The 24,938-nt window shown below is 64.9% G+C and carries 28 protein-coding genes; all 28 read right to left on the bottom strand.

What is annotated here, in order from left to right:
* Positions 1-73: 73 nt before the first annotated feature.
* The 28 genes from RAD15_RS17140 to flgG all read right to left on the bottom strand — a co-directional run bounded on the left by RAD15_RS17140 (position 74) and on the right by flgG (position 24,928).
* Complete coding sequence (locus tag RAD15_RS17140; RefSeq protein ID WP_458179313.1) at positions 74-532, bottom strand: hypothetical protein; 459 nt, start codon at positions 530-532, stop codon at positions 74-76.
* On the bottom strand, positions 529-1,041 hold the full coding sequence (locus tag RAD15_RS17145; protein ID WP_458179314.1) for a flagellar biosynthesis protein FlgN: 513 nt from the start codon (positions 1,039-1,041) through the stop codon (positions 529-531). Before RAD15_RS17145 ends, RAD15_RS17140 begins: the two co-directional genes overlap by 4 nt.
* 39 nt (positions 1,042-1,080) lie before the next feature.
* The gene (locus RAD15_RS17150) at positions 1,081-1,581 is read right to left on the bottom strand and encodes a rod-binding protein (protein WP_458179315.1); all 501 of its coding nucleotides are present in this window, start codon (positions 1,579-1,581) and stop codon (positions 1,081-1,083) included.
* Positions 1,578-1,997, bottom strand: coding sequence for a hypothetical protein (locus RAD15_RS17155; protein WP_458179316.1), 420 nt, complete (start codon positions 1,995-1,997; stop codon positions 1,578-1,580). Before RAD15_RS17155 ends, RAD15_RS17150 begins: the two co-directional genes overlap by 4 nt.
* A 5-nt stretch (positions 1,998-2,002) precedes the next feature.
* On the bottom strand, positions 2,003-2,755 hold the full coding sequence (gene fliR / locus RAD15_RS17160; protein WP_458179317.1) for a flagellar biosynthesis protein FliR: 753 nt from the start codon (positions 2,753-2,755) through the stop codon (positions 2,003-2,005).
* Positions 2,752-4,833: a flagellar biosynthesis protein FlhA gene (gene flhA / locus RAD15_RS17165; RefSeq protein ID WP_458179318.1), complete on the bottom strand. Its 2,082-nt coding sequence runs from the start codon at positions 4,831-4,833 to the stop codon at positions 2,752-2,754. The genes fliR and flhA overlap by 4 nt, the downstream gene beginning before the upstream one ends.
* Positions 4,834-4,902: 69 nt before the next feature.
* A complete protein-coding gene (fliQ, locus tag RAD15_RS17170) occupies positions 4,903-5,169 on the bottom strand; it encodes a flagellar biosynthesis protein FliQ (RefSeq protein WP_458179319.1) in 267 nt (88 codons plus the stop codon).
* Complete coding sequence (flgD, locus tag RAD15_RS17175) at positions 5,166-5,588, bottom strand: flagellar hook assembly protein FlgD (protein WP_458179320.1); 423 nt, start codon at positions 5,586-5,588, stop codon at positions 5,166-5,168. The genes fliQ and flgD overlap by 4 nt, the downstream gene beginning before the upstream one ends.
* A gap of 14 nt (positions 5,589-5,602) precedes the next feature.
* Entirely contained in the window at positions 5,603-6,013 is a 411-nt protein-coding gene (gene flbT / locus RAD15_RS17180) for a flagellar biosynthesis repressor FlbT (RefSeq protein WP_458179321.1), read from the bottom strand.
* Positions 6,010-6,357, bottom strand: a complete 348-nt coding sequence (gene flaF / locus RAD15_RS17185; protein WP_458179322.1) for a flagellar biosynthesis regulator FlaF — start codon at positions 6,355-6,357, stop codon at positions 6,010-6,012. Before flaF ends, flbT begins: the two co-directional genes overlap by 4 nt.
* Before the next feature lie 68 nt (positions 6,358-6,425).
* Entirely contained in the window at positions 6,426-7,472 is a 1,047-nt protein-coding gene (locus RAD15_RS17190; RefSeq protein ID WP_458179323.1) for a flagellar hook-associated family protein, read from the bottom strand.
* Between the two features lie 3 nt (positions 7,473-7,475).
* Positions 7,476-8,954: a flagellar hook-associated protein FlgK gene (flgK, locus tag RAD15_RS17195; protein WP_458179324.1), complete on the bottom strand. Its 1,479-nt coding sequence runs from the start codon at positions 8,952-8,954 to the stop codon at positions 7,476-7,478.
* Between the two features lie 34 nt (positions 8,955-8,988).
* Positions 8,989-10,221 carry a flagellar hook protein FlgE gene (locus RAD15_RS17200; RefSeq protein ID WP_458179325.1) on the bottom strand — a complete coding sequence of 411 codons (1,233 nt, stop codon included), beginning with the start codon at positions 10,219-10,221 and terminating at the stop codon, positions 8,989-8,991.
* Positions 10,222-10,311: 90 nt separating this feature from the next.
* Positions 10,312-10,893, bottom strand: coding sequence for a transglycosylase SLT domain-containing protein (locus tag RAD15_RS17205; RefSeq protein WP_458179326.1), 582 nt, complete (start codon positions 10,891-10,893; stop codon positions 10,312-10,314).
* Entirely contained in the window at positions 10,844-12,172 is a 1,329-nt protein-coding gene (locus RAD15_RS17210) for a flagellar hook-length control protein FliK (protein WP_458179327.1), read from the bottom strand. The genes RAD15_RS17205 and RAD15_RS17210 overlap by 50 nt, the downstream gene beginning before the upstream one ends.
* On the bottom strand, positions 12,169-13,356 hold the full coding sequence (locus RAD15_RS17215; protein ID WP_458179328.1) for a chemotaxis protein: 1,188 nt from the start codon (positions 13,354-13,356) through the stop codon (positions 12,169-12,171). Before RAD15_RS17215 ends, RAD15_RS17210 begins: the two co-directional genes overlap by 4 nt.
* A complete protein-coding gene (locus RAD15_RS17220) occupies positions 13,353-14,690 on the bottom strand; it encodes a MotB family protein (RefSeq protein WP_458179329.1) in 1,338 nt (445 codons plus the stop codon). Before RAD15_RS17220 ends, RAD15_RS17215 begins: the two co-directional genes overlap by 4 nt.
* Positions 14,691-14,695: 5 nt before the next feature.
* Positions 14,696-15,400: a hypothetical protein gene (locus RAD15_RS17225; protein WP_458179330.1), complete on the bottom strand. Its 705-nt coding sequence runs from the start codon at positions 15,398-15,400 to the stop codon at positions 14,696-14,698.
* Positions 15,397-17,025: a flagellar basal-body MS-ring/collar protein FliF gene (gene fliF / locus RAD15_RS17230; protein ID WP_458179331.1), complete on the bottom strand. Its 1,629-nt coding sequence runs from the start codon at positions 17,023-17,025 to the stop codon at positions 15,397-15,399. The genes RAD15_RS17225 and fliF overlap by 4 nt, the downstream gene beginning before the upstream one ends.
* A gap of 306 nt (positions 17,026-17,331) precedes the next feature.
* A complete protein-coding gene (locus tag RAD15_RS17235) occupies positions 17,332-18,279 on the bottom strand; it encodes a flagellin (protein WP_458179332.1) in 948 nt (315 codons plus the stop codon).
* 275 nt (positions 18,280-18,554) lie between these two features.
* The gene (locus RAD15_RS17240) at positions 18,555-19,496 is read right to left on the bottom strand and encodes a flagellin N-terminal helical domain-containing protein (RefSeq protein WP_458179333.1); all 942 of its coding nucleotides are present in this window, start codon (positions 19,494-19,496) and stop codon (positions 18,555-18,557) included.
* Between the two features lie 263 nt (positions 19,497-19,759).
* Positions 19,760-20,500, bottom strand: coding sequence for a flagellar type III secretion system pore protein FliP (gene fliP / locus RAD15_RS17245; protein WP_458179334.1), 741 nt, complete (start codon positions 20,498-20,500; stop codon positions 19,760-19,762).
* Positions 20,497-20,940 (bottom strand): flagellar basal body-associated FliL family protein, encoded by a 444-nt coding sequence (locus RAD15_RS17250; RefSeq protein ID WP_458179335.1) that lies wholly within the window; start codon positions 20,938-20,940, stop codon positions 20,497-20,499. The genes fliP and RAD15_RS17250 overlap by 4 nt, the downstream gene beginning before the upstream one ends.
* A gap of 42 nt (positions 20,941-20,982) precedes the next feature.
* Entirely contained in the window at positions 20,983-21,690 is a 708-nt protein-coding gene (gene flgH / locus RAD15_RS17255; RefSeq protein WP_458179336.1) for a flagellar basal body L-ring protein FlgH, read from the bottom strand.
* Entirely contained in the window at positions 21,691-22,455 is a 765-nt protein-coding gene (locus tag RAD15_RS17260; protein ID WP_458179337.1) for a MotE family protein, read from the bottom strand.
* A 67-nt stretch (positions 22,456-22,522) separates the two neighbouring features.
* The gene (gene flgI / locus RAD15_RS17265) at positions 22,523-23,653 is read right to left on the bottom strand and encodes a flagellar basal body P-ring protein FlgI (protein ID WP_458179338.1); all 1,131 of its coding nucleotides are present in this window, start codon (positions 23,651-23,653) and stop codon (positions 22,523-22,525) included.
* Complete coding sequence (flgA, locus tag RAD15_RS17270) at positions 23,650-24,105, bottom strand: flagellar basal body P-ring formation chaperone FlgA (protein ID WP_458179339.1); 456 nt, start codon at positions 24,103-24,105, stop codon at positions 23,650-23,652. The genes flgI and flgA overlap by 4 nt, the downstream gene beginning before the upstream one ends.
* 34 nt (positions 24,106-24,139) lie before the next feature.
* Positions 24,140-24,928 (bottom strand): flagellar basal-body rod protein FlgG, encoded by a 789-nt coding sequence (gene flgG / locus RAD15_RS17275; RefSeq protein WP_458179340.1) that lies wholly within the window; start codon positions 24,926-24,928, stop codon positions 24,140-24,142.
* Positions 24,929-24,938: the final 10 nt, after the last annotated feature.

Here is a 24,938-nt window from a genome sequence, read left to right on the forward strand (position 1 = left end):
TGGGGATCTCGCCTCAGCTTCTCATGCGCGCACGATCGTTCCGGGAAGCCGGATCACGCTTATCCGGCGATGCCTACGGCTTCGATTGGAATTCTTCCTTCGACACGTAGTTGAAGTCCTCGACCAGGACGTCCTGGACGATGTCGGCCTGCATCCGCTCGTTGACGCGCTGCTTGATGGCCGTCGTGAGGATGGAGAGGTCGTAACGGGCGAGCTTCCTGAAATCGAGGCGGTCGTCGGCATAGATCCTGCGGAAGGCCTCGTCGACGACGAATGGCTCCGGCGGCACGTTGAGCTGATGCATGGTCCGCGCCTCGATGGTGTAGACGAAACGCGCGACGATGTAGCCCTGCACGCTGCCGTTCTCGACCATGGGCACGCTCAGCGCCCGCGTCTTCTGGTATTGCAGCCCGTCGAGATATTCGTCCTTGGCCGGCAGCAGGCTGCCGTTTTCCTTCCAATAGGCCACGCCGTAGCTCGTGCCTGCGGTGAGGATGCACACCCAGAGCCCGGCCAGCACCAGTCTGATCATTTTCCGTCCTGCGCTGCGCGACCGGTATAGGTGCCGTCCGACTCGGCGTCCTTGATCGCCTTGACGATGATGGACGCGACCTCGCGAACGGCGTCGTAGTGCATTTCGAGGATGGAGCGATTCCGCTCGAGCTTCTCGCGCAATCGCTGAATCTCCTCGGTGACCTCGAGCTCGTTGCCGAGATGCATCCGCGCCCGCATCAGACGGACGAATTCGAGCATGCTCCGGCTCTTCCGCGCGCTGAAATCGTCGAAATCGATCTTCTTACCCGTCGTGAGGGCGGCCGTCTCCTCCTCGACGATGTTTTCGAGCCGGCGGATCGCCGCCAGCAGGCCGCGCACCTCGTCCGATCTCGCCTCGTCCGCGCCGTCGATCACCACCTCGCCGCCGGCATTCGGCAGCAGCGCCGGCAACAGCGCATCGCCCGGCGCGGCTTCGGTCGTCATCGCCTCGGTGTCCACGATCGGCTGTTCCATCACCAGGGCCGCCGCGCCTTCTTGTGCCTGCATAGGAAATTCACCCCTCAACTTCTGTCATCCATTCCCGGATCATGATCCGGCCTTCGCCGCGGCGTCCGCGTTCGCGGCAGCTTCCGCCTTCGCCGCATTCGCGGCCTCGAGCTGCTTGGCAATGCCGATACCCTTGCCCTTGGCCAGCTGCGCACCGAGCTGCTCCGCCAGCATCGACTTCCAGACGCCGCCGGCCGTGCCCTTGCCGAAGATCTGCTCGGATTCCTTCGGCAGCATCGTTTCGACGAAGGTCTGCAGAATGAAAGCTTCGAACTTGCGGTAGACCTCGCCGGAGGCCGGCGCCTTGATCACCTTTACCGGCGCTCCGTTGATCGCTGTCGACTGGGTCTCGGCAAGCTTCGCCGCAGATTGATCGGCCGTCGCCGCCTTGGCCTTGACGACCTCGGCGTCCATCGTGGCGGCGAAATCGGCATCGGACGATTTCAGCGCATCGAGCTTTGCGGTCGCCGCCCGCTGGGTCACGGGATCGGCGGCCTCGAGAACGTCGAGGACGAGGTCGGGTGTCGCTGTCACGATCATGTCTTGTTCCGATTGGCTGGCCTTGGCATCCATTCGCGCACGACAAGGCTCGTTCCGGTCATTTCCTCGAGCGAGCGCTTCTCGGCATCGCGGAGCTTGTCGGCGAGCGCCGCCTTCGCGACCTCCTCGAGCTGCTTCACGCGGCGGCTCTCCGAGCGAACCTGGTCGAGCTGCTGCAATGCCTGCGCCTGAAGCTCGCGCGCGCCGACGCTCGTCCTGGTCAGGCGCCGCGCGATCGACGCGCTGGATGACCCCGCTGGGGGCTTTCCATCGTTCAGGGCACCGACCAGCCATTCCTGTTCTTCCTGCAAGCTTCGCTCCTGCTGTCGCAACTGCGCGAGCTGCCACTCGGACAGCCGGAGCTGGAGCTTCACGAGCGAGACCATCCGGCCGAGCTTGTCCGCGCGCGACGTCATGACGGTCACTCCGCCAGCCATGACGAGACGCCCAGCGTGAATTGCGTCAGGAGCTCGTCGCTGGTGAGGTAGAGCAGCAGGAAGCCCCCGAACAGCACGAAGGGCACCGAGATGAAATAGACGGGAATCGCCGGCGTCAGCTTGTTGACCAGGCCGACCGCCAGGTTGACGATGACGGAATAGACGATGAACGGGCTGGCGATCCGCAACGTCAGCACGAACGCCTCCGATAGGCGGCTGACCAGCTGGTCGAGCGGCATGCTGCCGCCGAGCCTATCGCCGGGATGCCAGACGTCGTAGGAGTTCATCAGCCCGCGCAGCACCTGCCAGTGCTGGTCGGTCATGAAGAAAAGCGTGGTGACGGACACCATGATCAGCGGCACCAGGGCCGGCGCCGCATCGGTGTCGCCGACCGGCGTTCCCGGGATGCTGCTGAGCCCGATCGCACTCGCCATCACGGTTGCCATGGTCTGGAGCGCCAGGAAGAACACGCGCCCGCCAAGCCCGATGACGCTGCCGACCAGAGTCTCGGAGCCGATCAGGAGCGCCAGCGTCAGCGGCGCCGCATTGTCCGTGAGAGGTTTCAGGACCGCGATCAGGATCGGCGTCAGCGCGAACGTCGTGACCAGCGCGATGAACAGGCGGACCTGTGCCGGAACGTTGACGCTGGAATAGCCGGGCACGAACATCAGGCAGGCGCCGATGCGGCAGAACACGATGAACGTCACCAGCACGCTGTCGGCGAGCACGCTGATCACGATATGGCTCCGAGCGCCCTGATCTCGGCGCAGCGTGCCACCTCGACATGCGACAGGACCGGCAATGTCGGGAACACCCGTTCCAGGATCATCCGGACATAGGGACGGGCTTCGGGCGTCACGGCCAGCACCACGCTGGTGCCGTTCTCGGTGAATTTGCGGATCGCGGTGCTGGCTTCGGTCGCGAACTGCTCGATCAGGCGCGGATCGGCGTCGAATTCAACGACGTCGCCCTTGCCGTCGCGCTTCAGGCTCTGGTGGAACGCGAGGTCCCAGCGGTTGCCGAGCCGGACCACGTTGAGCACGCCATTGTCGGAGAGGTCGCCGCAGATCTGCTGGGCAAGACGCGTGCGCACATGCTCTGCGACCTGCTCGGAACGGCGCACATGCGGCGCAATCTCGGCGATCGCCTCGAGGATCAGATGGAGATTGCGGATCGACACGCGCTCGGCCAGCAGGATCTTCAGGATCGCCAGCAGGCCCGAATAGGAGATCTGCGACGGGCAGAGATCCTCGACCAGGCGCTTGTATTCGGGATCGAGCCGGTCGAGCAGGCCGCGCATGTCCTTGTAGGACAGCAGCTGGGCGAGGTTCGCCCGGATCACCTCGCTCAGGTGCGTGAGCAGCACCGACAGATTGTCGACCGGCTTGCAGCCCTGCCGCTTGACCTCGTCGGTGAAGGCTTCCGTCACCCACAGCGCCTTCATGCCGAAGGCGGGCTCGATCACCTCCTCGCCTGGCACGTCGGGCTTGCCGTCCTTGTCGACAAGCACCAGCACCTCGCCGAGCCTGAGCCCGCCCTGGGCAACACGCGTATCGTGAATCCGGATCTGGTATCCCTTGGGATCGATCGACAGATTGTCGGTGAGCTTGATCTCGGGAATGACGAAGCCGTACTGCTTGGCGAACTTCTTCCTTATCTTGGCAACGCGGTGCCCAAGCTCGGTGCGCGAGCCCAGCAGATGGACCGAGAGGTGGCCACCGAGCGCCAGCTCGATCTCCGCGGTCTTGAGCGACTCCTTGACGGAATCCTTGGCCTCGGCCTGGGCGCGTTCGTCGGCCTTGCGCGCATCTTCCTTCTGCTTCAGCGCCGCCTGCCGCTTCGGCAGCGAGTAGCCGACGAAGGCCATGACGCCGCCGAGCAGCAAAAATGGCGCCATCGGCAGGCCGGGCATCAAGGCGAGCACGAACATCATCAGCGCGGCGGCCGACACCGCGCGGGGATAGCCGCCGAGCTGCCGCAGCACGGCCTGCTCCGCCGATCCCCTGGTGCCGCCCTTCGAGACGAGGAGGCCCGCCGAGAGCGACACGATCAGCGCCGGCATCTGCGACACCAGACCGTCGCCGACGGAGAGCTTCGTGTAGACGTCGGCGGCGCGCGACAGGGTCAGCCCGTGATGGGTGACGCCGATGATGATGCCGCCGAAGATGTTGATCGCGGTGATGATCAGGCCGGCGATGGCGTCGCCGCGGACGAATTTCGAGGCACCGTCCATGGCGCCGAAGAACGCGCTTTCCTCTTCGAGCTCGCGGCGCCGGCGCTGGGCCTCCTTGTCGTCGATAAGGCCGGCGGACAGGTCCGCGTCGATCGCCATCTGCTTGCCCGGGATGGCGTCCAGGGTGAAGCGGGCGCCGACTTCGGCGATACGCGTCGCGCCCTTGGTGATGACGACGAAATTCACCGTGACCAGGATGGCGAAGATGATCAGGCCGATGACGAAGTCGCCGCCCATGACGAACTTGGAGAAACCGGCGACGACGTAGCCCGCGGCCTGTTCGCCCTCCCCGCCCCGCGACAGGATCAGACGTGTGGTCGCGACGTTCAGTGCCAGGCGCAGGATCGTTGCGATCAGCAGCACGGTCGGGAAGGCCGAAAAGTCGAGCGGACGCTGGATCCACAGCGCGACCATCAGGATCAGTGCGGACAGCGCGATCGAGAAGGCGAGACCGAGGTCGATCAGGATCGGGGGAATCGGCAGGAACAGGATCGTGAGCATGGTCACGATACCGCCTGCGAAGAAGGCGTCCGCCCCGATGCGTCGCGGGCTTGGCAGGCTAGCAGCTAACGTATCGGCCATGGGTCACCGGCAGAGGGTCCGCCCCCAATCTGCCGCGCAAAGCTTACGCGAGGGTGGTGGCCGTCCGGGTCAGAAGCCGCGCTCGATCCGCGAATAGACCAGCTCGGTGAAGGTCGACAGATGGGCGCCGATGAAGGAGCCGGAGACGGCAACGACCAGGAGAATGACGATGATCTTCGGGACGAAGGTCAGCGTCACCTCCTGGATCTGGGTCAAGGCCTGCATCAGTGCAATGAGGGTGCCGACCAGCATTGCCGCTCCGACGGCAGGGCCCGAGGCGACGATGATGGTCCAGATCGCCGCCTGGACGATGTCGAGGGCGTCCCGCTCGTTCATGACTGGCTGATCGTGAGCCCGGGCCCGACCGCGACCTTCGTGCCGTTCTCGAGGGTCGCGACGGAGCCGTCGCTGTTGATGGAGATGGACTTGACCTTGCCGCTGAAGGTCGCGCCGGTCGAGTCGGTGAAGCTGACGGTTTTTCCGATCAGCCCGTCTGCCTGCGACAGCGACTGCGAGGACAGCAGCGCATCCAGCTTCGTATTGGTCTGCATCGCCTGCTCGACCGTCGAGAGCTGGGCGAACTGGCTCATATATTGCGAGGTATCCATCGGATTGGTCGGATCCTGGTTCTTCATCTCGGCGACGAGGAGTTGAAGAAAGGTATTGTAGTCGACGCTGTTGCTCGACGTGGTCGTGGTGGAACTGGTCGAGCTGGACGACTTGCTGGTACTGTCGGTCGCGCTGGTGACGTTCATATATCTCTCCGCTGTCAGGCAGCCTTGAAGGGGGAGTCGATGGTGGCGCCGGCCAGGATGGCCTGCTCGACCGGAAACAGCGCCCGGATCCGTTTGAGCGCCTCGAAGTAGCGGGTCGCTCCGACCAGTTCGTTGATCGCGGCCAGTCCGTCCAGCATCTCACGGCTCTCGCACACCGCGAGCAGGGCCGCGTGATGGTCGCCATAGAGCGCAGCAGCATCCCGGACATCGGTCGGGTTCATCAACATGAGCTGGACGATGAAATAGAGCTGTCGTAGTGCCGTGGTGGCGTCGGACGCCTGCATGATCTGCCCTTCGAGCAGGAACATCACGTCGTTGACGAGCTCGACGGAGACCTTGCGGTCCACGCGCAGCACCGCGCCGTTGATGTAGATCCGCTCGCCAGCCCGCAAGGAGACCTTCATTGAAGAGCGTCTCGGATCAGGCAGTTGATTTCGATGAGCTGCATCACGTCGTTCGACTTCTCCTCGCGAAGACGGTCGGCTTCCTTGATCACCCACAAGCCGATCGAGATGATGTCCGCGCGCAGCTGCTTCGGCAGTCCGTTCTCCGGATGCGAGAGGTCCTCGATGAAGATCGTCCACAGCCGTCGCACATAGAGCAGGCTCTCGACCAGGTCCTCGATGCTGAAGCGCCCCTTCTGGAGCCGCTCGAGCCGGTCGATGCCAAGGCTGAGCGCCTGCCGCTCGCGGCCCCTCGCCTCATAGCCACTCTCGTCGACGACCGCTTCATAGGCTTCAAACGTCATCAGGACCACTCTGCGCAGTAAATCGAATAACAGGGCAACGTTGCGAGCCTTACGAAGGAGCCTTTGGCTCAGAGATAATTGATCAGGCTGATCTTCTGGAGTTGTGACGTCAGCGCCAGCGCCGTCTGGATCTGGGTCTGCAGGGTGTTGACCCGGACCGAGGCTTCCGCCGGATCGACCTTCTCGATACCGACGATCTGATTGTTCAGGATGTCCTGCTGCGCCTTGAGCTTGTCGGTTGCGGAGGTGATCCGCTGCTGGACCGTGCCGACGCCGCCGCCGAGCGTAGCGAGATCGGTGATCGCGCCACCAACGAGGCCGATGGCCTTGTCCACGACGACTTGGAACGTCTCCTGGCTCAGTTTCGCGTTCCCGAGATCCGCCATCATGGTGTAGGCCTCGGCAAGCTTTCGGAAGCCGATCTGGTTGGCACTGACGGACGTATCGGCGACCTCGGTCGTGGAGATACGGCTTTGCATGACCGGGTCAGTGGCCGATGACCAGTTGGTGTTCCAGGCCGGGCTCGCGAACTCGGCATCGAAGGTGGTGTTGAGGAACGTCTGCATTTGGGCCGGGGTTATGCCGCTCACGCTGGCCGAGGATTGCGGGAAGCCGAAGGCCGCATTGAAATCGAAATCGACCTGGTTCTTGCTGGCCGAGCCCGTGGCATAGGCCGTAATCGGCTGGTTTTGCGTGTTGACGCCCGAGAACAGATACGAGCCGTTATAGGAGACGTTCAGCGCGCCGATCAGATCCTGGAGGTTGGCGGACGCAGGCGGCAGGACGATCCGCCCGCCGTTGTCGGTACTGCGGGCCGCGATCAGGTCCTTGAGGAAGTCACTTGCGGTCGTGCCGAGCTGGGTGATCCGGGTTTGTGTCACGTCGAGGCGTCCCGCGACGAGCTCGTTGGTATCGACGAGCTGATCGGCGAAGCTCCAGTCCGCCCGCAGGGTGAGGTCGCTTCCCGTCGTGGCACCGAGCTCGAGGCCGACATCGGCGAAACGACCGGTGGTCGCCTCCTTCGACGCCTTGCTCAGCGCGGCCTGGTTGTTCGTGATCGAAGTCCTCAACGACGAAGACAGCATCAAGGTCGAGATGTAGTTCGCGCTCATCATGGCTTAATTCCCCACGGCGGCCAGCAGGCTCTGCAACATTTCGTCGACGGTCGAGATGATCTTCGACGAGGCCGAATAGGTGCGCTCGACCTGAAGCATCAAGGACATCTCGTCGTCCATGTTGACGCCACTGACATTGGACAGCGCCGCCGTGCTGCGGTCGAGCAGCGTCTTCTGGTAGGTGACGTTGGAGTCCGCGGTCTTGCGCTGGTTTTCGATCCAGCTCGTCGACGATGACGCGAAGTCGATCAGGCTGCCACTCGGCTTGCCTTGCGTGGTCGCGTCGAACGGTTGCGATGCATCCATGCCGCCGATGAGCTGCTGCAGCCGGGCCGAGAAACCGCCATTGCCCGCGGTGTTGTAGTTGAAGGCGGGGTTGCCGCTGATCGCACCGTCGCGCAGCAGATTGGGATTGCCGCCCTGGGCCGGATCGACCGATGCAGCAACGCTGATCGTGCCGGCGAGGCCGACCGACACGGTCGCGCTCGCGGGTATCGCCGGAGCACCGGGATAGGTGAACAGACCCGCCCTGTCGGCCAGCGTCGGCACGGCTGACTGGTCGCTTTCCTTGAACGTATTGATCAGGCCTCGCGCGATTTCGTCGAGCTGGCTCTGATAGGTGACGGTGTCCTGGTCGCGCAGCTGAGCGAGGCCTGCGAGCTTGCCCGACTTCAGCGGCATCACCGAATTGGCGCCGGTCACCGGGACGCCGTCGATATAGACCGCATTGCCCGTGGTGCCGGGCGTATAGATGTTAGTCGCCGCGAAGCTGACCGTTCGCGCCGTCTTGTCGAACAGCACAACGCCGCTGTCGGTGTAAAGCGCAGCGTCGCCGTTGGTGCGGATCGACATCGATACGCCAACCTCCCCCGACAGTTTCGAAACGATGCTGTCGCGCTGGTCGAGGTAGTCGGTGACGTCGTCACCGGCAATCGTGCCCCTCACGATCGCGTTGTTGACCTTGTCGAACTGGGTAAGGAGCTGGTTGATGTTGGCGACCGAGGTCGCCATGTCGGCGTCCGCGCCCTCACGGACCGCCTGCACGGTATTGGTCGCCTGATTGAGCGACGTCGCCATGTCCTTGGCGGACGTCACCGCGGCCTGGGCCAGCGTGGTGTTGTCAGGGGCGTTGGCATATTGCTGCAGCGCCTTCTTCAGCGCATTGAGCTGCGCCGTCGGCGACTGGTCGAGCTCCGGATCATCCACCGTGGTCGCCGAAATCTTCTGGAGACCGTCATAGATCGCGCCCTGCTTGGCCGACGACGAGGTCGCGACCAAGACGTTGTCGTAGAGACCTGAGCTGGCGGCGCGCTGGATCGCCGCCACATAGACGCCGGCCCCGGGCAGATTGTCCAGCACGGCGATCTTGCGCGAATAGCCGGCGGCGCTGGCGCCGGCGATGTTGCGTGAGATCGTCGAGGACTGGATGCCCGACGCCATGAGCGAAGCGCGAGCGGAGTCGAGAGCGGCGGTGAGGGACATGATCTGCTCTTGCCCGGAAGGGGCGCTGAAGAATTCAGCGCTTCAGGTTGACGACGACGTCGAGCAGGTCGGCGCCCGTCTGGAACGATTTCGAGTTCGCGGTGAAGCCGCGCTGGGCCTCGATCATCCCGGTGAGCTCGTCGGCGAGATCGACGTTGGAATCTTCCAGCGCGCCGCTCTGAACCGTACCAAGCCCGCCGGTGCCGGCATTCCCGGCCTGCGCGTTGCCGGAATTCATGTTGGTCGAATAGACGTTGCCCGGCTCCGGCGTCAGATTGTCCGGGCTCGCGACGTCGGCAAGCATGATCGTGTAGAGCGTCAGTTGCTGTCCGTTCTTGAGCACGGCTGTAACGTATCCGTTCTCGTCGACGTCGACCTTGTCGATGGCCGAGGGAACGCTACCGTTGACGGTCGCCTTGAAGCTGAAATCGGTTCCGACCTGCGTCATGTTCGACAAGTCCAGGGTCATCGCCGCACCGCCGGGAACGGTGAAGGTCATACCGGTCGGGCTCGCCGCGGCCAGCGTGCCTTTGCCGGTCGCGGTCGTATCGAAGGTGAAGGTGGTGGCGGCGGCGAGCGAGGCACCGGTCGCGGAGTTATAGGCCTGAACCTGCCAGGTGTCAGAGCCGGCGGCCGTCGCCGTGTGGGACATGTAGACGTCGATCGTAACGGCCTGGCCGATATTGTTGTAGGCCACGATCGAGCTCTTCGACGAATATGACGCCGGGCCGGGTGGACCGGCGATCACGGCCGCGGTCGGATCCAGATTGCCGGTCGTGAGCGTCCCCGCCGTCGACGGCACCGGCACCTGCGAAACCTGGGCGATGTTGACGATCTGCATGCCGGACAGGCTGTTCTGCGAGAAATTGGTCACTTTACCGGGCTGGCCCAGAAGGTAGTAGCCGGCCGCGTTGACCAGATTGCCCTGGGCGTCCGGTACGAACGAGCCGGCGCGCGTCAGATATTGCTGCGTGTTGGTGGCGTTCGAGACCACGAAGAAGCCGTTGCCCTGCACGGCGAGGTCGGTGGTCGACGTGGTGAACTGCGTATGTCCCGCGTCACTGATGGCGTAGCGAACCGTCGTCTCGACGGCGCCGGAATCGTAGTTGCCCGAACCGCTCTTCAGGATCAGCGAGGAGAATTCAGTGGAAGCCCGCTTGTAGCCGGTCGTGTTGACGTTCGCGATGTTGTCCGAGACCGTCGACAGCTTGTTGGACTGCGCAGACATGCCGGACACGCCGGTGCGCATAACACCATACAGGCTCATGAATTGGGCTCCTTTGGTAGGTTGCAGCTACAATGGGGGTTCTTGCTTGCGCGGGGCTGATGGTAGGGAACCATGCACAACTTCATGTTGTCAGGTCGTTTTCGGCTGACAGAACGAGCGCGCCTTGTCGGTCCACGCGCCGAAGCCGCTCGAGACGAGATGAGCGACGATGTGACAGACATAGCGCTTCTGCGCCGGCTGGTTGTTGGGGCCCGCATTGTAGCGAGCGACTGCCATGGTCCAGCTCCCCTCCCGCTGCTTCAGCTCCTTGAGGAAGCGCGCGGCATATTCCACGTTCTTGGCGGGATCGAACATCGCCCGCACGGATGCGAACTTGTCGCCGTGGTAATAGTGGTTGATCTGCATGCAGCCGAGGTCGATCAGCTTGATGCCCTTGGCTCGCATCGCCTCGAAATTCGCCATCGCGTCATCCATGTCCTTGGCGAACACGGTCTGCCCGTCGGCACCGAGCGCATAGGGATAGAGCGCGCCGCGCCGCCCGGTCTCGGTCAGGCCGACCGCATAGAGGATGCCGAGCGGAATCCCGTGCTGTTGGGACGCACGCGCCATCTCGCGCTCGCAGGGGCGCGCGCTGTCGGTCGCCGCCGCCGCCGCGCCCGCGTTACAGATAAACAGGGCCGCGACGAGTCTGCGGGCCCACGTCCTGGTCATGACGCGTCTCCTGGTTCGGCTGTCTCTCCTGCCGGGCTTGCTTCGCGTCGCCGTCCGATTGGCCCGACGACGTGCCGGTGCCGTCGAATGTGCCTTGCGACTGCGAAGATTGCTGTTGCTGGCCCGAGAGCTGCGGCTGCGACTGGCCGGAGCCGCTCTGGAAGCCGTCCAGCGAGCCATGCTGGACGGGCGCGACATCGGCGACGTAGCCCGCCGACTGCATGAGATCCCGGATCGAGTCGCGCTGCTGGTCGAGCATCTGGCTCGTGTCCTTGCGCTCCGCGGCAAGATGGACGGAGACCTCCGTGCCGACGAGACGGAGGCGCACAGTGACGTTGCCGAGCGCCGGCGGCTCCAGATTGATGGTCAGGATCTTGAGCGGCTGATCCGGCGCGTTGGTCTGGGACGCTGCGAGATCGGGGGCCGCGGACGCCGTTGGGCCTGCGGATTCCTTCAGCTCGGCGACGACTGCGTTGGCGACCTGTTGCGGAGCGTTGAACTGCGCCGGGGGCAGATGAGTCTCCTGCTGAACCACGGTGACCTTGGTCGCTTCGGGCAGTGTGTCGCGCGCAGAGGCTTTGACAGCGCGTTCGACATTGGCCGTGACGGCCTCGAAGCCTGATGTCGCGGGCATTGCCTTGGAGGACTCATCGCCGCCCGGCTGCGCGACTGCCGTCGCCTGCGAGCGCGCGCCGGTCGAAGCAGCCGTGGACGGCGCGAATTCGGGAAGGCCGTCCTTCGCTGTGCCGGTGGCCTGGACCTCACGCTTCGCCGTGGAAGAGCGCGCGTCGCTCGCCGGCGCGCCCCTCTCGCCGGCCGGCGAGTGCACCTGCGGCTTCACGGCGGGCACGGCAGCGAGCTCCTGTCCGGCGATCGCGAAAATAGCCGGTCGAACCGAGACATCCGCCTGCCCGGCGTGGTCGACCGCACTTTGCGTGTCCGACGACTTTTCCGTCTTCTGGTCGGAGGATTTGTGACTGGACCCGGCTTCGTCAGCCGCGTCGGTGCGTTCGTGCACCATGTCGTCCTTCGAGTCGCCCTGCCCGGCCGCGTGCGCCAGGCGCGTTCGCAACGTTCCGGCTTTTACGGCCGTGTCGCTGCTCTCGTCGTTCAATGCCCGCTTGGCGAGATTCGAAACGGTGTGGAGCAGATCGTTGAACGAGGAATCCGTCTGCGATTTCGTTGCTGCGCCCTTCGCCGAACGCGACGCTCCGCGCATGTTGAGACTTTCGGCGAGCCCCGAAAAGACCTGTCCGGAGGTTCCAGTGAGCTTGGTCATGGGCGGCGATCCCTGGTGAGGAGTTCGAGTTCGCCGAGCTGTTTCCGCGCGCGCACGAGGCTCGCGTTTGATGACGCGAGATCGAGACGCGCCGGCGTTACTGGTGGCTTGTCGGCTGCGGCGGCGGATCCGCCCGCGAAGGGTTTGCGGACGTCGAGCGCGAGCTGCACCGTTGCACCCAGGAGCGGAAGATCGCGCTCGGGCAGCTTCGAGCGGTCGAGTGCCTTCAGCTCGGCAAGACCGCCGTCATATTCGTCGGTGAGCGCCCGCGAGGCGCCGCGGAAGAAATGCGCACGCTCGCGGTCCGCCGAGGCATCGGCGCTGAGCGTCAGCGCCCGCTCGCCGGCAAGCCGGGTCACGGCCATCCGTCCACGCACCATCGCGGCGCGCGCAATCACGAGATAGAGCTTGAGGCGGCTCGCGCGATCGATCTGCTCCAGCAAGGTGCTGATCCGCGCAAAGCGGCGCTCGTCGAGCGCGAGGCTCGACTGCGTCAGGCCCGTGGAGAAGCGCTGCCAGAAATCGCCGGAATAGATCGAGTTGCGGTAATGGCGGATATAGGCCAGCGTCAGGAATTCGAACTTGTCGAACTCCTCGGCTTGCCCGACCAGCAGGATCTCGCGCCGCAGCGCCGCCTCCTCCACCAGCGTGCCGGGCAGGAGCAGGCGGGCATCGTCGAGGCGCTCGATCGCAAGCGATGCCTCGGCGCGCGCGAACAGCGCGCCCTGCACCAGCGCTACCTGCCCGCCCAGCCCCGACGGAAGCGTACGCGGCTTGACATCCTTGAGCAGCTCGCGCGCTTCCTCCTGACGGCCCTCGACATAGGCCAGCGCACCATTGAGCAACCGCTCGTCGACGTTGAGCTTGTCGCGCGGCAGCTTGCGGACGAGCTGCGGCCCGCCGCCGCTGAGCAGGTAGATGACGACGGCCTGACCGTTCTGCGCGTTGCTCCATACGCTCGGATCGGCATCGAGAAATTTCTCGCCGATCTGCCGGATCAGCGCGATATGGCTGCCATGCGCCGCGGTGTCGCCGCTAGCGATGCCGTCCTGCACCGCCTGCAACGCGCGCACGAGCTCATATGGCTCGCCCGACGTCGGTGCCGGGGCGGGCCCGGCCAATGCGTCTGCGGCCGTCAACGGCAGCAGGATCAGCACGGCGGCGCGGAGCAGCGGCCGGATCAAGGGCGCTTCTCCCGGATCAGGATCTCGATCCGGCGGTTTTGTGCGGCCGCGGGGTCGTTCGGAAGCTTGGGCCGCCGGTCGGCGTAGCCTTCGACATGCTCGATCCGCTGCGCATCGACGCCGGAGCGGACCAGCATGTAATAGGCCATCTGCGCGCGGGCCGTTGACAGCCGCCAATTGTCGTAGGTCTCCGACTTGTACGGCCGATTGTCGGTGTGACCGCGGACGATGATCATGCCCTGGCGTTTCATCAGCAGCGGGCCGATCTTGTCGATCACCCGGATCAGTTCGGGCCGCGGCTCGGCCGAGCCGACCGCGAACATGCCGAAGCTGGCGTCGTCGGTGAGGCTGACCAGCAGGCCTTCCTCGACCTGACGCACCTCGGCGACCGGCCCCGCGCCGGCCTTGATGTCCGACAGCGCATCCGCGATCGCGGACTGAAGCTGCTTGACCGTCGGCTGCTGCGTTTGCGCCGCATCGCGCGGTTCGGAGTCCTTCGTCGTGTCGTTGGGACGCGCCTGCGCAGCGGCATTGGTCTGAGCGCTGGCCTGAGCGCTGGCCTGGGCGCTCGCCTGCGCACTGCCTTCGCGCGAAGACTGCGACGGCGCTGGCCCCGGCGGCAGCAGGGGCGACATGCTTGCCGACGACGCATCGGCATTCGGAGCCACGCTTCCGCCGGCGTCATCCGTCTTGGCACGGCGCGGCTGCGGGTCGCCCTGGCCCGTCCCGGTCGCGTTGTCGCGCGCGGACGCGTTCGGTTTGGGCTCGCTCTCGATGATGCGATCGGCATCCTTGGAGGCCTGCGGCGCCAGCTTCCAATAGCCCGGGTCGAATGGATCGCGGTAGGCGTCGCCGCCCTTGAGGCCATCCTCTTCCGCGGAGGTCAGCGAACCGGCGCGGCGCTGGCCCGAGGCCTCGTTCGCGTTGTTGGCGATCTCGGCAAGCGTCGCATAGGGATCGCGGAACAGGACCTTCTCCTCGTAGAACGGCGGCTTCTCGGCCGTCGGTGAGTCACCGCGACGTTCCTCGCTCGGCCCACCCGGCTGACGCCGGCCCTCCTGGCCGTCGAACGTGGTCGGCTCCTTCTTGGTGAGATCCTTCAGACCTTTCGGCGCCGGTGCGTTCTCGGCGAGCTTGATCGGGTTGAAATAGCTCGCGACCACCTGCTTCTGGTCCTGGTTGAGCGCATTGAGCAGCCACATCACCAGGAAGAACGCCATCATCGCGGTCATGAAGTCCGCATAGGCGATCTTCCATACGCCGCCGTGATGCGCCTCCTCGGCGAAGGCGCTACGCCGGCGGACGATCACGAGCTCCTGCTTGACCTCTTCCATGGCGGCTACCGGCGCGCTTCCTTCAGGCGTTCGCTCCAGGCCATGATCTGCGTCTCGATCACGGTCTGGTCGGCCACGACACGGACCTCGAAGGTCTCGGCAGCCTCGTACTCGATGCCCGTTCGCCGGGAAGCCTCGAGCTGCGTCTTCACGAGATCAAGCAGTTCGCTCGGCCCCGTCACCTTGAACACCGGCACCGGCGAGTTGCCGGTCAGCGCGGCGACCTGCTCGACAAGCGACCCGATCGCCTTGTCGCGAACCGCATCGGCAAGGTACGGCAGCAATATCCGCGCAACGGAGCTTGCGATGTTGGTCTCGATCTCGCGGCAAGCCGCCTCGAAGCCGTTGACGATCGCGACCGCCTGCTGGTCGGACCACTTGGCGCGCTCCTCGCCGAGCCGGATCGCGCTGCGGACGCGCTCCTCGGCAACCCTGGCGTCGCCTTCCGCGACGCCGGCGGCATGGCCGCGCCGATAGGCATCGTCCAGAAGATTGACCGGCGGGGGTTCCGTCGCGGGAGGCGGCGGCTGGAGCTGCGGCTGCGAATGCGCCTGAGGCTGTGGCCGGGCCTGAGGCTGCGGCTGCGGCTCGCGCCGGGCCTCCTTCGGTCTCGTCAGCACGTCGTGGATCACGGGCGGCGGAGGCGGCGCCGACTTGGCCCGCCCGTTCGCGTCGAACTGCGTCAGGAGTTTTCCGATTGCCGCGTTCATGCCGCCTCCTCGCGTCGCATCCAGTCTTTAAGGATCGCTGCCGCCTGCATCTGATCGAGCCGGACGATCTGCTCCAGCCGCTTCTGCGGCGTGCGCTGCATCTTGCCCTCGAGGTCTTCGACGAGGTTGAGCTCGGGGTCCTGGCTCTCGGCCAATGCAAGGGCGGTGGCAGCTTCAAGCTCCGCGGCCTCCGCCGCCTCGGTCTGCTCCTGCGCCGCGCGGTGCATCAGGATGCCGTTGACTGCCGGCCGAAGCCCGAACCAGACCAGCATCGACGCAACGGCCAGGATCGTCACCGCGTTGATGACGCTGCCGAGCTGCTTGTTGATCATCTCGACGAAGCTGATCGGCGGCACCGGCGCCAGCTCGCGCGAGCCTTCGATGAAGTCCACGGCGGTGACCTGGATCTGGTCGCCGCGCTGCTTGTCCAGCCCGCCGGCCGTCGCCGCGAGCGCGCTGATCTCGGCGAGCTTGCTGTCGACGATGGCCTGGTTGCTCTTGTCGCCGAGATCGGCGACGAGCCGCGCGCGGTTGACCAGCACGGCTATGAAGAGCTTCTTGACCGAATAGCCGTCGCTCACCGTCGTCGTGGTCTTGGAGGACACCTCGAAATTGGTGACGTCCTCGCGGCGGGACTTGTCCTCGCTGGAATTCTTGGAGCCGGCGGCATTGACCTGCTGGTCCGGCAGATTCTGCTGCACGGTGGTCGGCTGCGAACGGTCCGCGTTCTGCGATGATTCCTTCTCGCGCACGTTCCGCACGGAGCGTTCCGCACGACTTTCCGGATCGTAGACGGTCTCGTTGACCTGCCGCTTGTCGGTGGAGAGCTGCGGCGCGACGCTGACCTCGAAATTGTCGAGGCCCAGATACGGCGTCAGCGCCTTGCGGATGTTCTCCTGCACCATGCCGCCGACGGTCTTCTGGAGGCTCGCCATCTTGGTCGGCGCCGCGGTCGCCTCATCCTCTTCGGCGAGCAGCATCGAACCGTCGGCATCCAGCACCGTCACCTTGTCCTTGCTCATGCCCGGGATGGCGGCGGCGACGAGATGACGGATCGACTGCGCCGTGCGCGCCTCGATCGCGCCGTCGGTGCGCAGCACGACCGAGGCCGAAGGCGCCTGCTGCGTGGCGCGGAACGAGCCGCGCACCGGCAGCACGATATGCACCCGCGCCGCCTTCACGCCTTTCATCAACTGAACCGTGCGCGCGATCTCGCCCTCGAGTGCGCGCAGTTTGGTGACTTCCTGCATGAACGAGGTCAGGCCGAGCGAACCGATCTTGTCGAACAGCTCGTAGCCGGAATTGGCGCTGGTCGGCAGGCCCTTCTCCGCCAGCAGCATGCGTGCCTGCATGGTCTGGCTCGGGCGCACCGAGACGGCGTCGCCGGCGGTATTGACGTCGAAGGCGATGTTCTGCTCGCGCAGCGCGGCGCCCATGCGCGTCACGTCTTCGCGGGAAAGGCCGGTATAGAGCGTCTCGAATTCAGGCCGGCTCAGATAGTACGCGCCGCCGACGACGGTGACGAGGACGGCAAAGCCGATCAGGCCCAAGGCCATCAGGCGTCGCGGCCCAAGCTCCAGCAGATTGTTGAGCAGTTGCTGTATCTGCGCACGACTGAACAGCATATGACCTCGTACCAATGCGAACGTAGAGGACACTCCGCTGCCAACCTTGTCTGAAGGTTGCGCAAGGACGCGAATGTGTCGGTTCGCGGGCGAGGCGTTGCAATTTTACAAGAATCTCGGATGACGCGATCTGCTCGGCAGCAACGAGCGGACATTCTGGCGCGTGGCAGCGCGATGGGCTGCGGCGTGCGACTTGAAGTGTGGCGTCGGGAGGTCGATTGCGGGCACGTCATGTGCCGTTACATCCGCCGTTCACGGCGGGGACCGTGCTCCCTGAGGGAGCACGGTCGTTTTCGAAAGCGCCGCTTAGCCGCGGAACAGCGACAGGATGCTCTGGCTGTTCTGGTTGGCGATCGAGAGCGCCTGAACGCCGAGCTGCTGCTGGGTCTGGAGCGCCTGCAGGCGGGTCGATTCCGCATTCATGTCGGCGTCGACGAGCTGGCCGATACCGCGATCCACGGAGTCCATCAGGTTCTTGACGAATTCCGTGTTGGTCGCGATGCGGTTCTTCACGGCACCGAGATTGGCGGCGGCCGAGGCGACCGAGTTGATGGCAGCGGTGACCTGGTTGATGTAGCCGTCGAGCTTGGTCTGGTCAGCCGCCGAGTCGGTCAGCGCGCCGATGGCGATCGAGGCGACCGACGCGCCGGTGGAGCCGCCGACCACGGTATCCAGGATGCCGACGGTGGATGAGCCGCCGGTGGTGTAGAGCGCGTAGGTGGCGGTCGTCACGGTGATGGAGCCGATGGTGGGCGTACCGCCGACACGCGAGTACGACGACACGAGGTTGAAGCTCGTCGGCGTGGCCGTGGACGACGAGGGCGTCACGTCGATGCTCAGCCAGTTGATGCCGTTGATCGTGGCCGAGCTGGCCTTGAGCTTCATATCCTGCTGGATCTGAGTGACTTCGGACTGGATCTTGGTGCGATCGATACCGGCGGTCTTGGCTTCGACCAGCAGCGCCTGGAGCTTGGTCAGGCCGGAGTCCTTGTCGCCGATGACCGTGTTCAGAGCGGTGTATTCGGTGTCGACCATCGCAGCCGACAGACCGAGCGAGTCGGAGACCGCGGAGAGCGCGGCGTTGTCGGAGCGCATCGAGGTCGCGATCGACCAATAGGCCGAGTTATCCGCGGCGGTCGAGACGCGCTGGCCGGTCGAGATCCGGTTTTCGGTCGTCTGCAAGCTGGTGCTGACGTTCCGAAGGGTCTGCAGCGCGGTCATTGCTGCGGAGTTGGTGAGGAGGCTAGAACCCATTTTTGATGTCCCTTTGACGATTGAATGATGTTTGGGGACATACCGGACTTGCACCGGTACGACAGGGCGGCGTCATGCCTTTGGGCCGCGGAAAGCGGGTTAATGCCCAACCTGTCGTAACGGCGAGATTAGCGGACGAAGCTTGTGCGGGGCTTGTGGCTCTGTGGCCCAGCCGCAACAGAGCAGCCAAAATTAGGCGTGCGCGCTGCGTCGCGCCCAAACGAAAGGGCCGCGCTTCGCGAGAAGCGCGGCCCTTTGCTGATGGTGTTTGAAGCTTAGCGGAACAGCGACAGGATGCTCTGGCTGCTGTTGTTGGCGATCGAGAGCGCCTGCACGCCGAGCTGCTGCTGGACCTGGAGGGCCGCAAGGCGGGTGGACTCCTGGTTCATGTCGGCGTCGACGAGCTGACCGACACCGCGATCCACGGAGTCCATCAAGGACTTGACGAATTCCGTGTTGGTCGCGATGCGGTTCTTGACGGCACCGAGATTGGCGGCGGCCGAGGCCACCGAGCCGATCGCGGCGGTCACCTGCGCGATGTAGCCATCGAGCTTGGTCTGGTCAGCCGCCGAGTCGGTCAGCGTGCCGATGGCGATCGAGGCGACCGACGCGCCGGTGGAGCCGCCGACCACCGTGTCCAGGATGCCGACGGTGGATGAGCCGCCGGTGGTGTAGAGCGCGTAGGTGGCGGTCGTCACGGTGATGGAGCCGATGGTGGGCGTACTGCCGACACGCGAGTACGACGACACGAGGTTGAAGCTCGTCGGCGTGGCCGTGGACGACGAGGGCGTGACGTCGATGCTCAGCCAGTTGATGCCGTTGATCGTGGCCGATTGGGCCGTCGACTTCAGCTGCGCCTGGATCTGGGTGACGTCTGCCTGGATCTTGGAGCGGTCGATACCGGCGGTCTTGGCTTCGACCAGCAGCGCCTGGAGCTTGGTCAGGCCGGAGTCCTTGTCGCCGATGACCGTGTTCAGAGCGGTGTATTCGGTGTCGACGGTCGCGGCCGACAGACCGAGCGAGTCGGAGACCGCGGAGAGCGCGGCATTGTCGGAGCGCATCGAGGTTGCGATCGACCAGTAGGCAGCGTTGTCCGAAGCGGTCGAGACGCGCTGGCCGGTGGAGATGCGGGTCTGGGTGGTGGCGAGTTGCGAGCTGACAGACCGCAGGGTCTGGAGCGCGGTCATGGCGGTCGAGTTCGTAAGCAGGCTTGACATTGCGAATGTCCCTTTATGTACGCGTTACATTTTCACGAGGGGACATACCGGGCTTTCACCGGTACGGAGGGGCGGCATCATGCCTTTGGACTGATGTGGGTGGGGTCCAACCCGCCGTGCCGCATTGCTAGCACGTCGAATCTTGCGCCGAGATTAAGATCGGCTTGAATTTCGTAGCAATATCATATGGTTACTATTACCCTATGGTAACCATAAGCCGGTACTTCTCGCTAACCATAACCCCGCCGGCCGGCCGACGGTCGTTACGAGAACGACCGTACCAGTCCCGAGGCAAGCAGGTTCCAGCCGTCGATCAGCACAAAGAACAGCATCTTGAACGGCAGCGCGAGGATCGTCGGCGGCATCATCATCATGCCCATCGACATCGTCAGCGTCGCGACGATCATGTCGATCACCAGGAACGGCAGCATGATGAGGAAGCCGATCTCGAAGGAACGCCTGAGCTCGGAGATCATGAAGGCCGGAATGATGACGCGCAGATCGATGCGCTTGTCCTCGAATTTCCTGCGGAAGCTTTCGGCGGCGAGCGACTCGAAGGTCTGCAGATCCTTGTCGCGGACGTGGGCCAGCATGAACTCGCGGAACGGATCGGTGATCTTCAGGTAGGCCTCTTGCTCCGAGATCTCGTTCTTCATGAGAGGCTGGACGCCGGTCTCCCAGGCGCGGTCGAAGGTCGGCGCCATCACGTAGAACGTCATGAACAGCGCGAGGCTGACCATCACCAGATTGGCAGGCGTGGTCTGGAGGCCGAGACCGGAGCGCAGGAACGACAGCGCCACCGCAAATCGCGTGAAGCTCGTCACCATGATGAGCAGCCCCGGTGCCACCGACAGCACCGTGATCAGCGCCATCAGCTGGATGATGCGGCCGCTGGTCGAGCCGTTGCCGGGCGGCAGCAGCGAGTTGAGGTCCGGAATCTGGGCCAGCGCCACCTCGGGCAGCACGACCAGAAGCAGCGCGAGCAGCAGGACTTTCACTTTCACTGAATCACCAACGTCTCAATGATCAATTCGCGCACCTTGCCCGACGAGCGGATGTTGGCGCGCTCGGTCAGGTCGTCGCGCAGATGCTGGAGCCCGCGCGATCCCTCGAACTGCCCAACCGAGGCCGACCGCAGATAGGTGATGATGTCCTCGCTGATGTGGGCGGCGAGGATGCCGGCATCTTCGTCGCTCATGCTCTCGGTCACCATCGAAGCTTCGATGCGGGCCCAGTTGTTGGCCGGCGCGGCGAGATTGGTCACGATCGGGGACAGCTTGCGAAGCCGCGCGCTGCCGGCATAGCTCGATGCAAGCGGCGGCGGCGTGGCGGTCTTCTTGGCGTCGGCGACGCGCTCGGCGGCCGCAAACAGGTGCAGACCGGCGAGCGCGCCCGCACCGATCGCAACAAGCGTGAGCGCCACGATGGCCGCGATCAGGCGCATCACGTCCCCTGCCCTCGCGACGCGGCCCGGCCGCTGCGAATCTCAGAATGGTGCCACGGCGTCATAGATCCGATGTCCCCATCCAGGCTGCTGCACGTCCGACAGATTTCCGCGACCGCCATAGGAGACGCGCGCCTCGGCGATCTTCTCGTAGGAGATCGTGTTGGTTCGTGAGATATCGCGTGGACGAACGATGCCGCCGACGTTGAGCACGCGCATCTCCGTATTGACGCGAAACTCCTGCGAACCGCTGATCATCATATTGCCGTTCGGCAACACGTCGGTGACGATGGCCGCGATCGACAGCTTGATGTCCTCGGTGCGATCGATCTGGCCGTTGCCCTTGATCTGGGTGTTGGTGCTGAGATTGGCGTTGGCCGAACCCTTGTCGTTCCAGCCGGCCACGTCCATCAGCCAGTCCAGCCCGAACTTGATCTGCGAATCGCGCGAGCGGTCGGTCTTGTTGTCGAGCTTGGCCTTGTCCTGCATCGAGATGATCACCGTCACCACGTCGCCGGTGCGCCGGGCGCGGGGATCGCGGTAGAGATCCGTGCCGTCGTCCCAGGTCGAGCGGAAGCTGACGGGCGTGCGCATGCGTGGCGTCACCGGGATCGGGTCCGCCTGTGTCCTCAGGCCGCTGCCGACGGGCGACATGCGCGGGCCGGTCAGGACCTCGGCCGGATCCTGGAAGCATCCGGCCAGAAGCACCGATGACAGCAGGAGCGAGAGGGTGAGGATCGGCTGCTTCATCTATTTGGTCTTTCCGTCATCCACACGGCGCATTCCGCCGAGCAGGTCGGCAAGGTGCGCAGCGCGCGCCGTATCCATCTCGTTGAAGATTGCGCTCGAGCTCCTCGGGCTGAGCTTGGCAAGCACGGCAGCCGCGGTCTCGTCCGCCATGCCGGCGATCTGGGTGGCCGCAGCGTCGGGCTTCATGCGAGAATAGATCTCGACCATCTGCGCTTCGGCCTTTTTCAGGAAGTCGTCGCGCAGCGCCATCCACTTCTCGTATTCGGCGCGCTTGGCCTCGACCTCGGCGATCCGTTCACGGAGTTGGCTCTCGGCCTTCTCCAGCTCCTTGAGCTGCCAGGCCAGCCTCGCATCGACCGCTGGGTCGGCCACGTTGCTGCAGAACAGTGCGACTTCATTGTCCGCGGTTGCCGCGGCCTGGGGCGGCGCGGTCTTCGGCGGCGCCGTGACGCTACCGGGCTTGGCCGGACGCACGGGCGCGGGTGCTAGCGCCGGCGTCTCGGCAGCCGGTACGGCGCCGGTGATCGCGGGTCCCGAATCTTCGGCCGCCCATGCCGTTGCCCGAATGGACGCGCTGCTCGCCGGAACAGCGGTGATCGGCGCGCCCGGCTTCTGCGCCCCGGGCGCCCGGGCGCGCGCAAAGGACAGCAGGTTGAGCGGCTTCGACGACTTCGCCTCGTCCAGCGCCTGCACGGGCGAAGCGCTCGCAAGCGCCGCGGCCGCGACCAGGAGGAGGAGTTTGGCTTTGTGATCCAGCTTCAGCATCGGGCCGCGTGCGATTCTCGGTCGAGACCTGAGCATTGAGCGACCAAGCTTGCACGACGCTTGCGCATCATTGCACGATGACGTCGGCCTGAAGCGCGCCGGCCGTCTTGATTGCCTGGAGGATCGCAATGATGCCGGACGGCTTCAGGCCGATCTGGTTGAGCCCGCGCACCAGGCGCTGGAGATCGACACCGCTCAGGATCGCCACCTGTGATCCGGCCTCGTTGGCCTCGACCACGGTCTGCGGCACGACCACCGTCTGCCCCCGCGAGAACGGCGCCGGCTGCGACACCACCGGCATCTCCGTGACACGAACCGTCAGGTTGCCGTGCGTCACGGCAACGGTCGATATCCGCACGTCGCGTCCGATCACCACCGTGCCGGTGCGCTCGTTGATCACCACCCGCGCCGGTGTGTCCGGCTCGACCGTCAGCTCGCCGATCTCGGCGAGGAAGCGAACCGGCCCGATGTGGCGCGGCTTCGACAGCACGATGGTGCGATAGTCGCGCTCGAAGGCGATCTGCGCGCGATAACGTCCGCCTGCGTAGTGGTTGATGGCGTCGAGAATGCGCGTCGCGGTGACGAAGTCGGGGTTCTTCAGCTCCAGCACCAGGAACTCCATCTCGCGGAGACTTCCCTGCACTTCCCGTTCGACCAGCGCACCGTTCGGAATGCGCCCGGCGGTCGGCGTGCCCTGGCTGACGTTCTGGGCCTGGCCTCCCACGCTGTAGCCGGCGACCGTGACCGCCCCTTGCGCCACCGCATAGACCGCGCCATCCGCCGCGCGCAGCGATGTCATCACCAGCGTGCCGCCCAGCAGCGAGGTCGCATCGCCGAGCGAGGACACGGTCACGTCCATGCGCTCGCCGGGCCCGATCGAGGGTTGCAGGTCCGCGGTCACCATCACGGCCGCGACGTTGCGCGTGCGCAGGGTCGTCGGGCGCGGGGGATTGTTGGTGCTCGTGGTCTCGTTCCTGACATTGATGCCCATGTTCTCGAGCATCGATTGCAGGGACTGCTCCGTGAACGGGGCGTTGCGGAGCGTGTCGCCGGTGCCGTTCAGGCCGATGACGAGGCCGTAGCCGACGATCTGGTTCTCGCGCAATCCCTTGATGTCCGCGATGTCCTTGATGCGGACGGCGGCCTGGGCGCTGGCGGCGGAGACGAGGAGGACGAGCGCAAGCAGGAATCTGGTCATGACCCGTCCACGACCTTGACGGTGCCGTCCGGCTGGACGACGCCCCTGATGATCACGCCGGTATCGGTGTTTCGCACCGGGATGAGGGCGCCTGCCGCGCCCGACTGCATCGCCGCGCCGTAGGTGACGATCGACAGGCCGCTGTCTTCGACGACGACCTTGACCATCGCGCCGCGCGCGACGGTCCACGGATCTTCCACCGCGTTGGTCGGAATGGGCTGGCCCGGCAGCAAGGCGCGCCGCGCCATACGGCCGACCAGGACCTGGCGTCCTTCGATGAACATGGCAACGCCGAGCAGACTCGGCGCGAAGGCGCGCTCGGTGATCATGTCGTCCCGGATCAGCTCGCCGGCGCGGATCGAGACGGCCGGCACGGGAAGCCGCTTCTCCTCGGCCGCAGCGGCCTGCGCCGAGACGAGAACCAGCAGCACGGCGGCCAACCCGCGCACCATCAAGTTCACCCTGTTCAACATCGAGACACCGGAACTAGCGCATGCCCTTCGAGACTGTCTGGGCCATTTCATCCGAGGCCTGGATGACCTTGGCATTCATTTCGTAGGCGCGCTGCGCCGAGATCAACTCGGTGATTTCCTTGACCGGGTCGACGTTCGAGGCTTCGAGATATTGCTGGTTGATCTTGCCGTATCCGGAATCGCCCGGCAGTCCGACGACCGGCGTGCCGGACGCCGTGGTCTCGCGATAGAGATTGCTGCCCAGCGGCTCGAGGCCCGCCTCGTTGGCGAAATTGGCGAGGTTGAGCTGGCCGATCTGCCGCGGGTTCACTTCGGTGTCCAGCTTGGCGAACACCTGACCGGTCTGGTTGACCGTGACCTGGACCGTTCCCTGCGGGATCGTGATCGCGGGATCCAGCAGGTAGCCGTCGGTCGTGACGAGCTGGCCGTTGGCATTGGTGTTGAACGAACCCGCACGGGTGTATTGCACCTCGTTGTTCGGGCCCAGCACCTGAAACCAGCCCCGACCGTTGATCGCGAGATCGTAGGGGTTACCGGTCTGCGTCAGCGCGCCCTGGATGTGCAGCTTGCGGATGGCCGCCGACTTGACGCCGAGGCCGAGATTGGCGCCCTCCGGGATCGGCGAGGAGCCGTTGACGTTCGCGACGCCCTGCATGCGATCCATCTGATAGAACAGATCGGTGAACTCCGCGCGCGCCCGCTTGTACGACGTCGAGTTGATGTTGGCGATGTTGTTCGCGATGACTTCGATATTGGTCTGCTGGGCATTCATGCCCGTGGCCGCAATGGCTAGCGATTTCACGATCGTTATT

It is taken from the genome of Bradyrhizobium sp. 14AA (genome assembly GCF_054185205.1).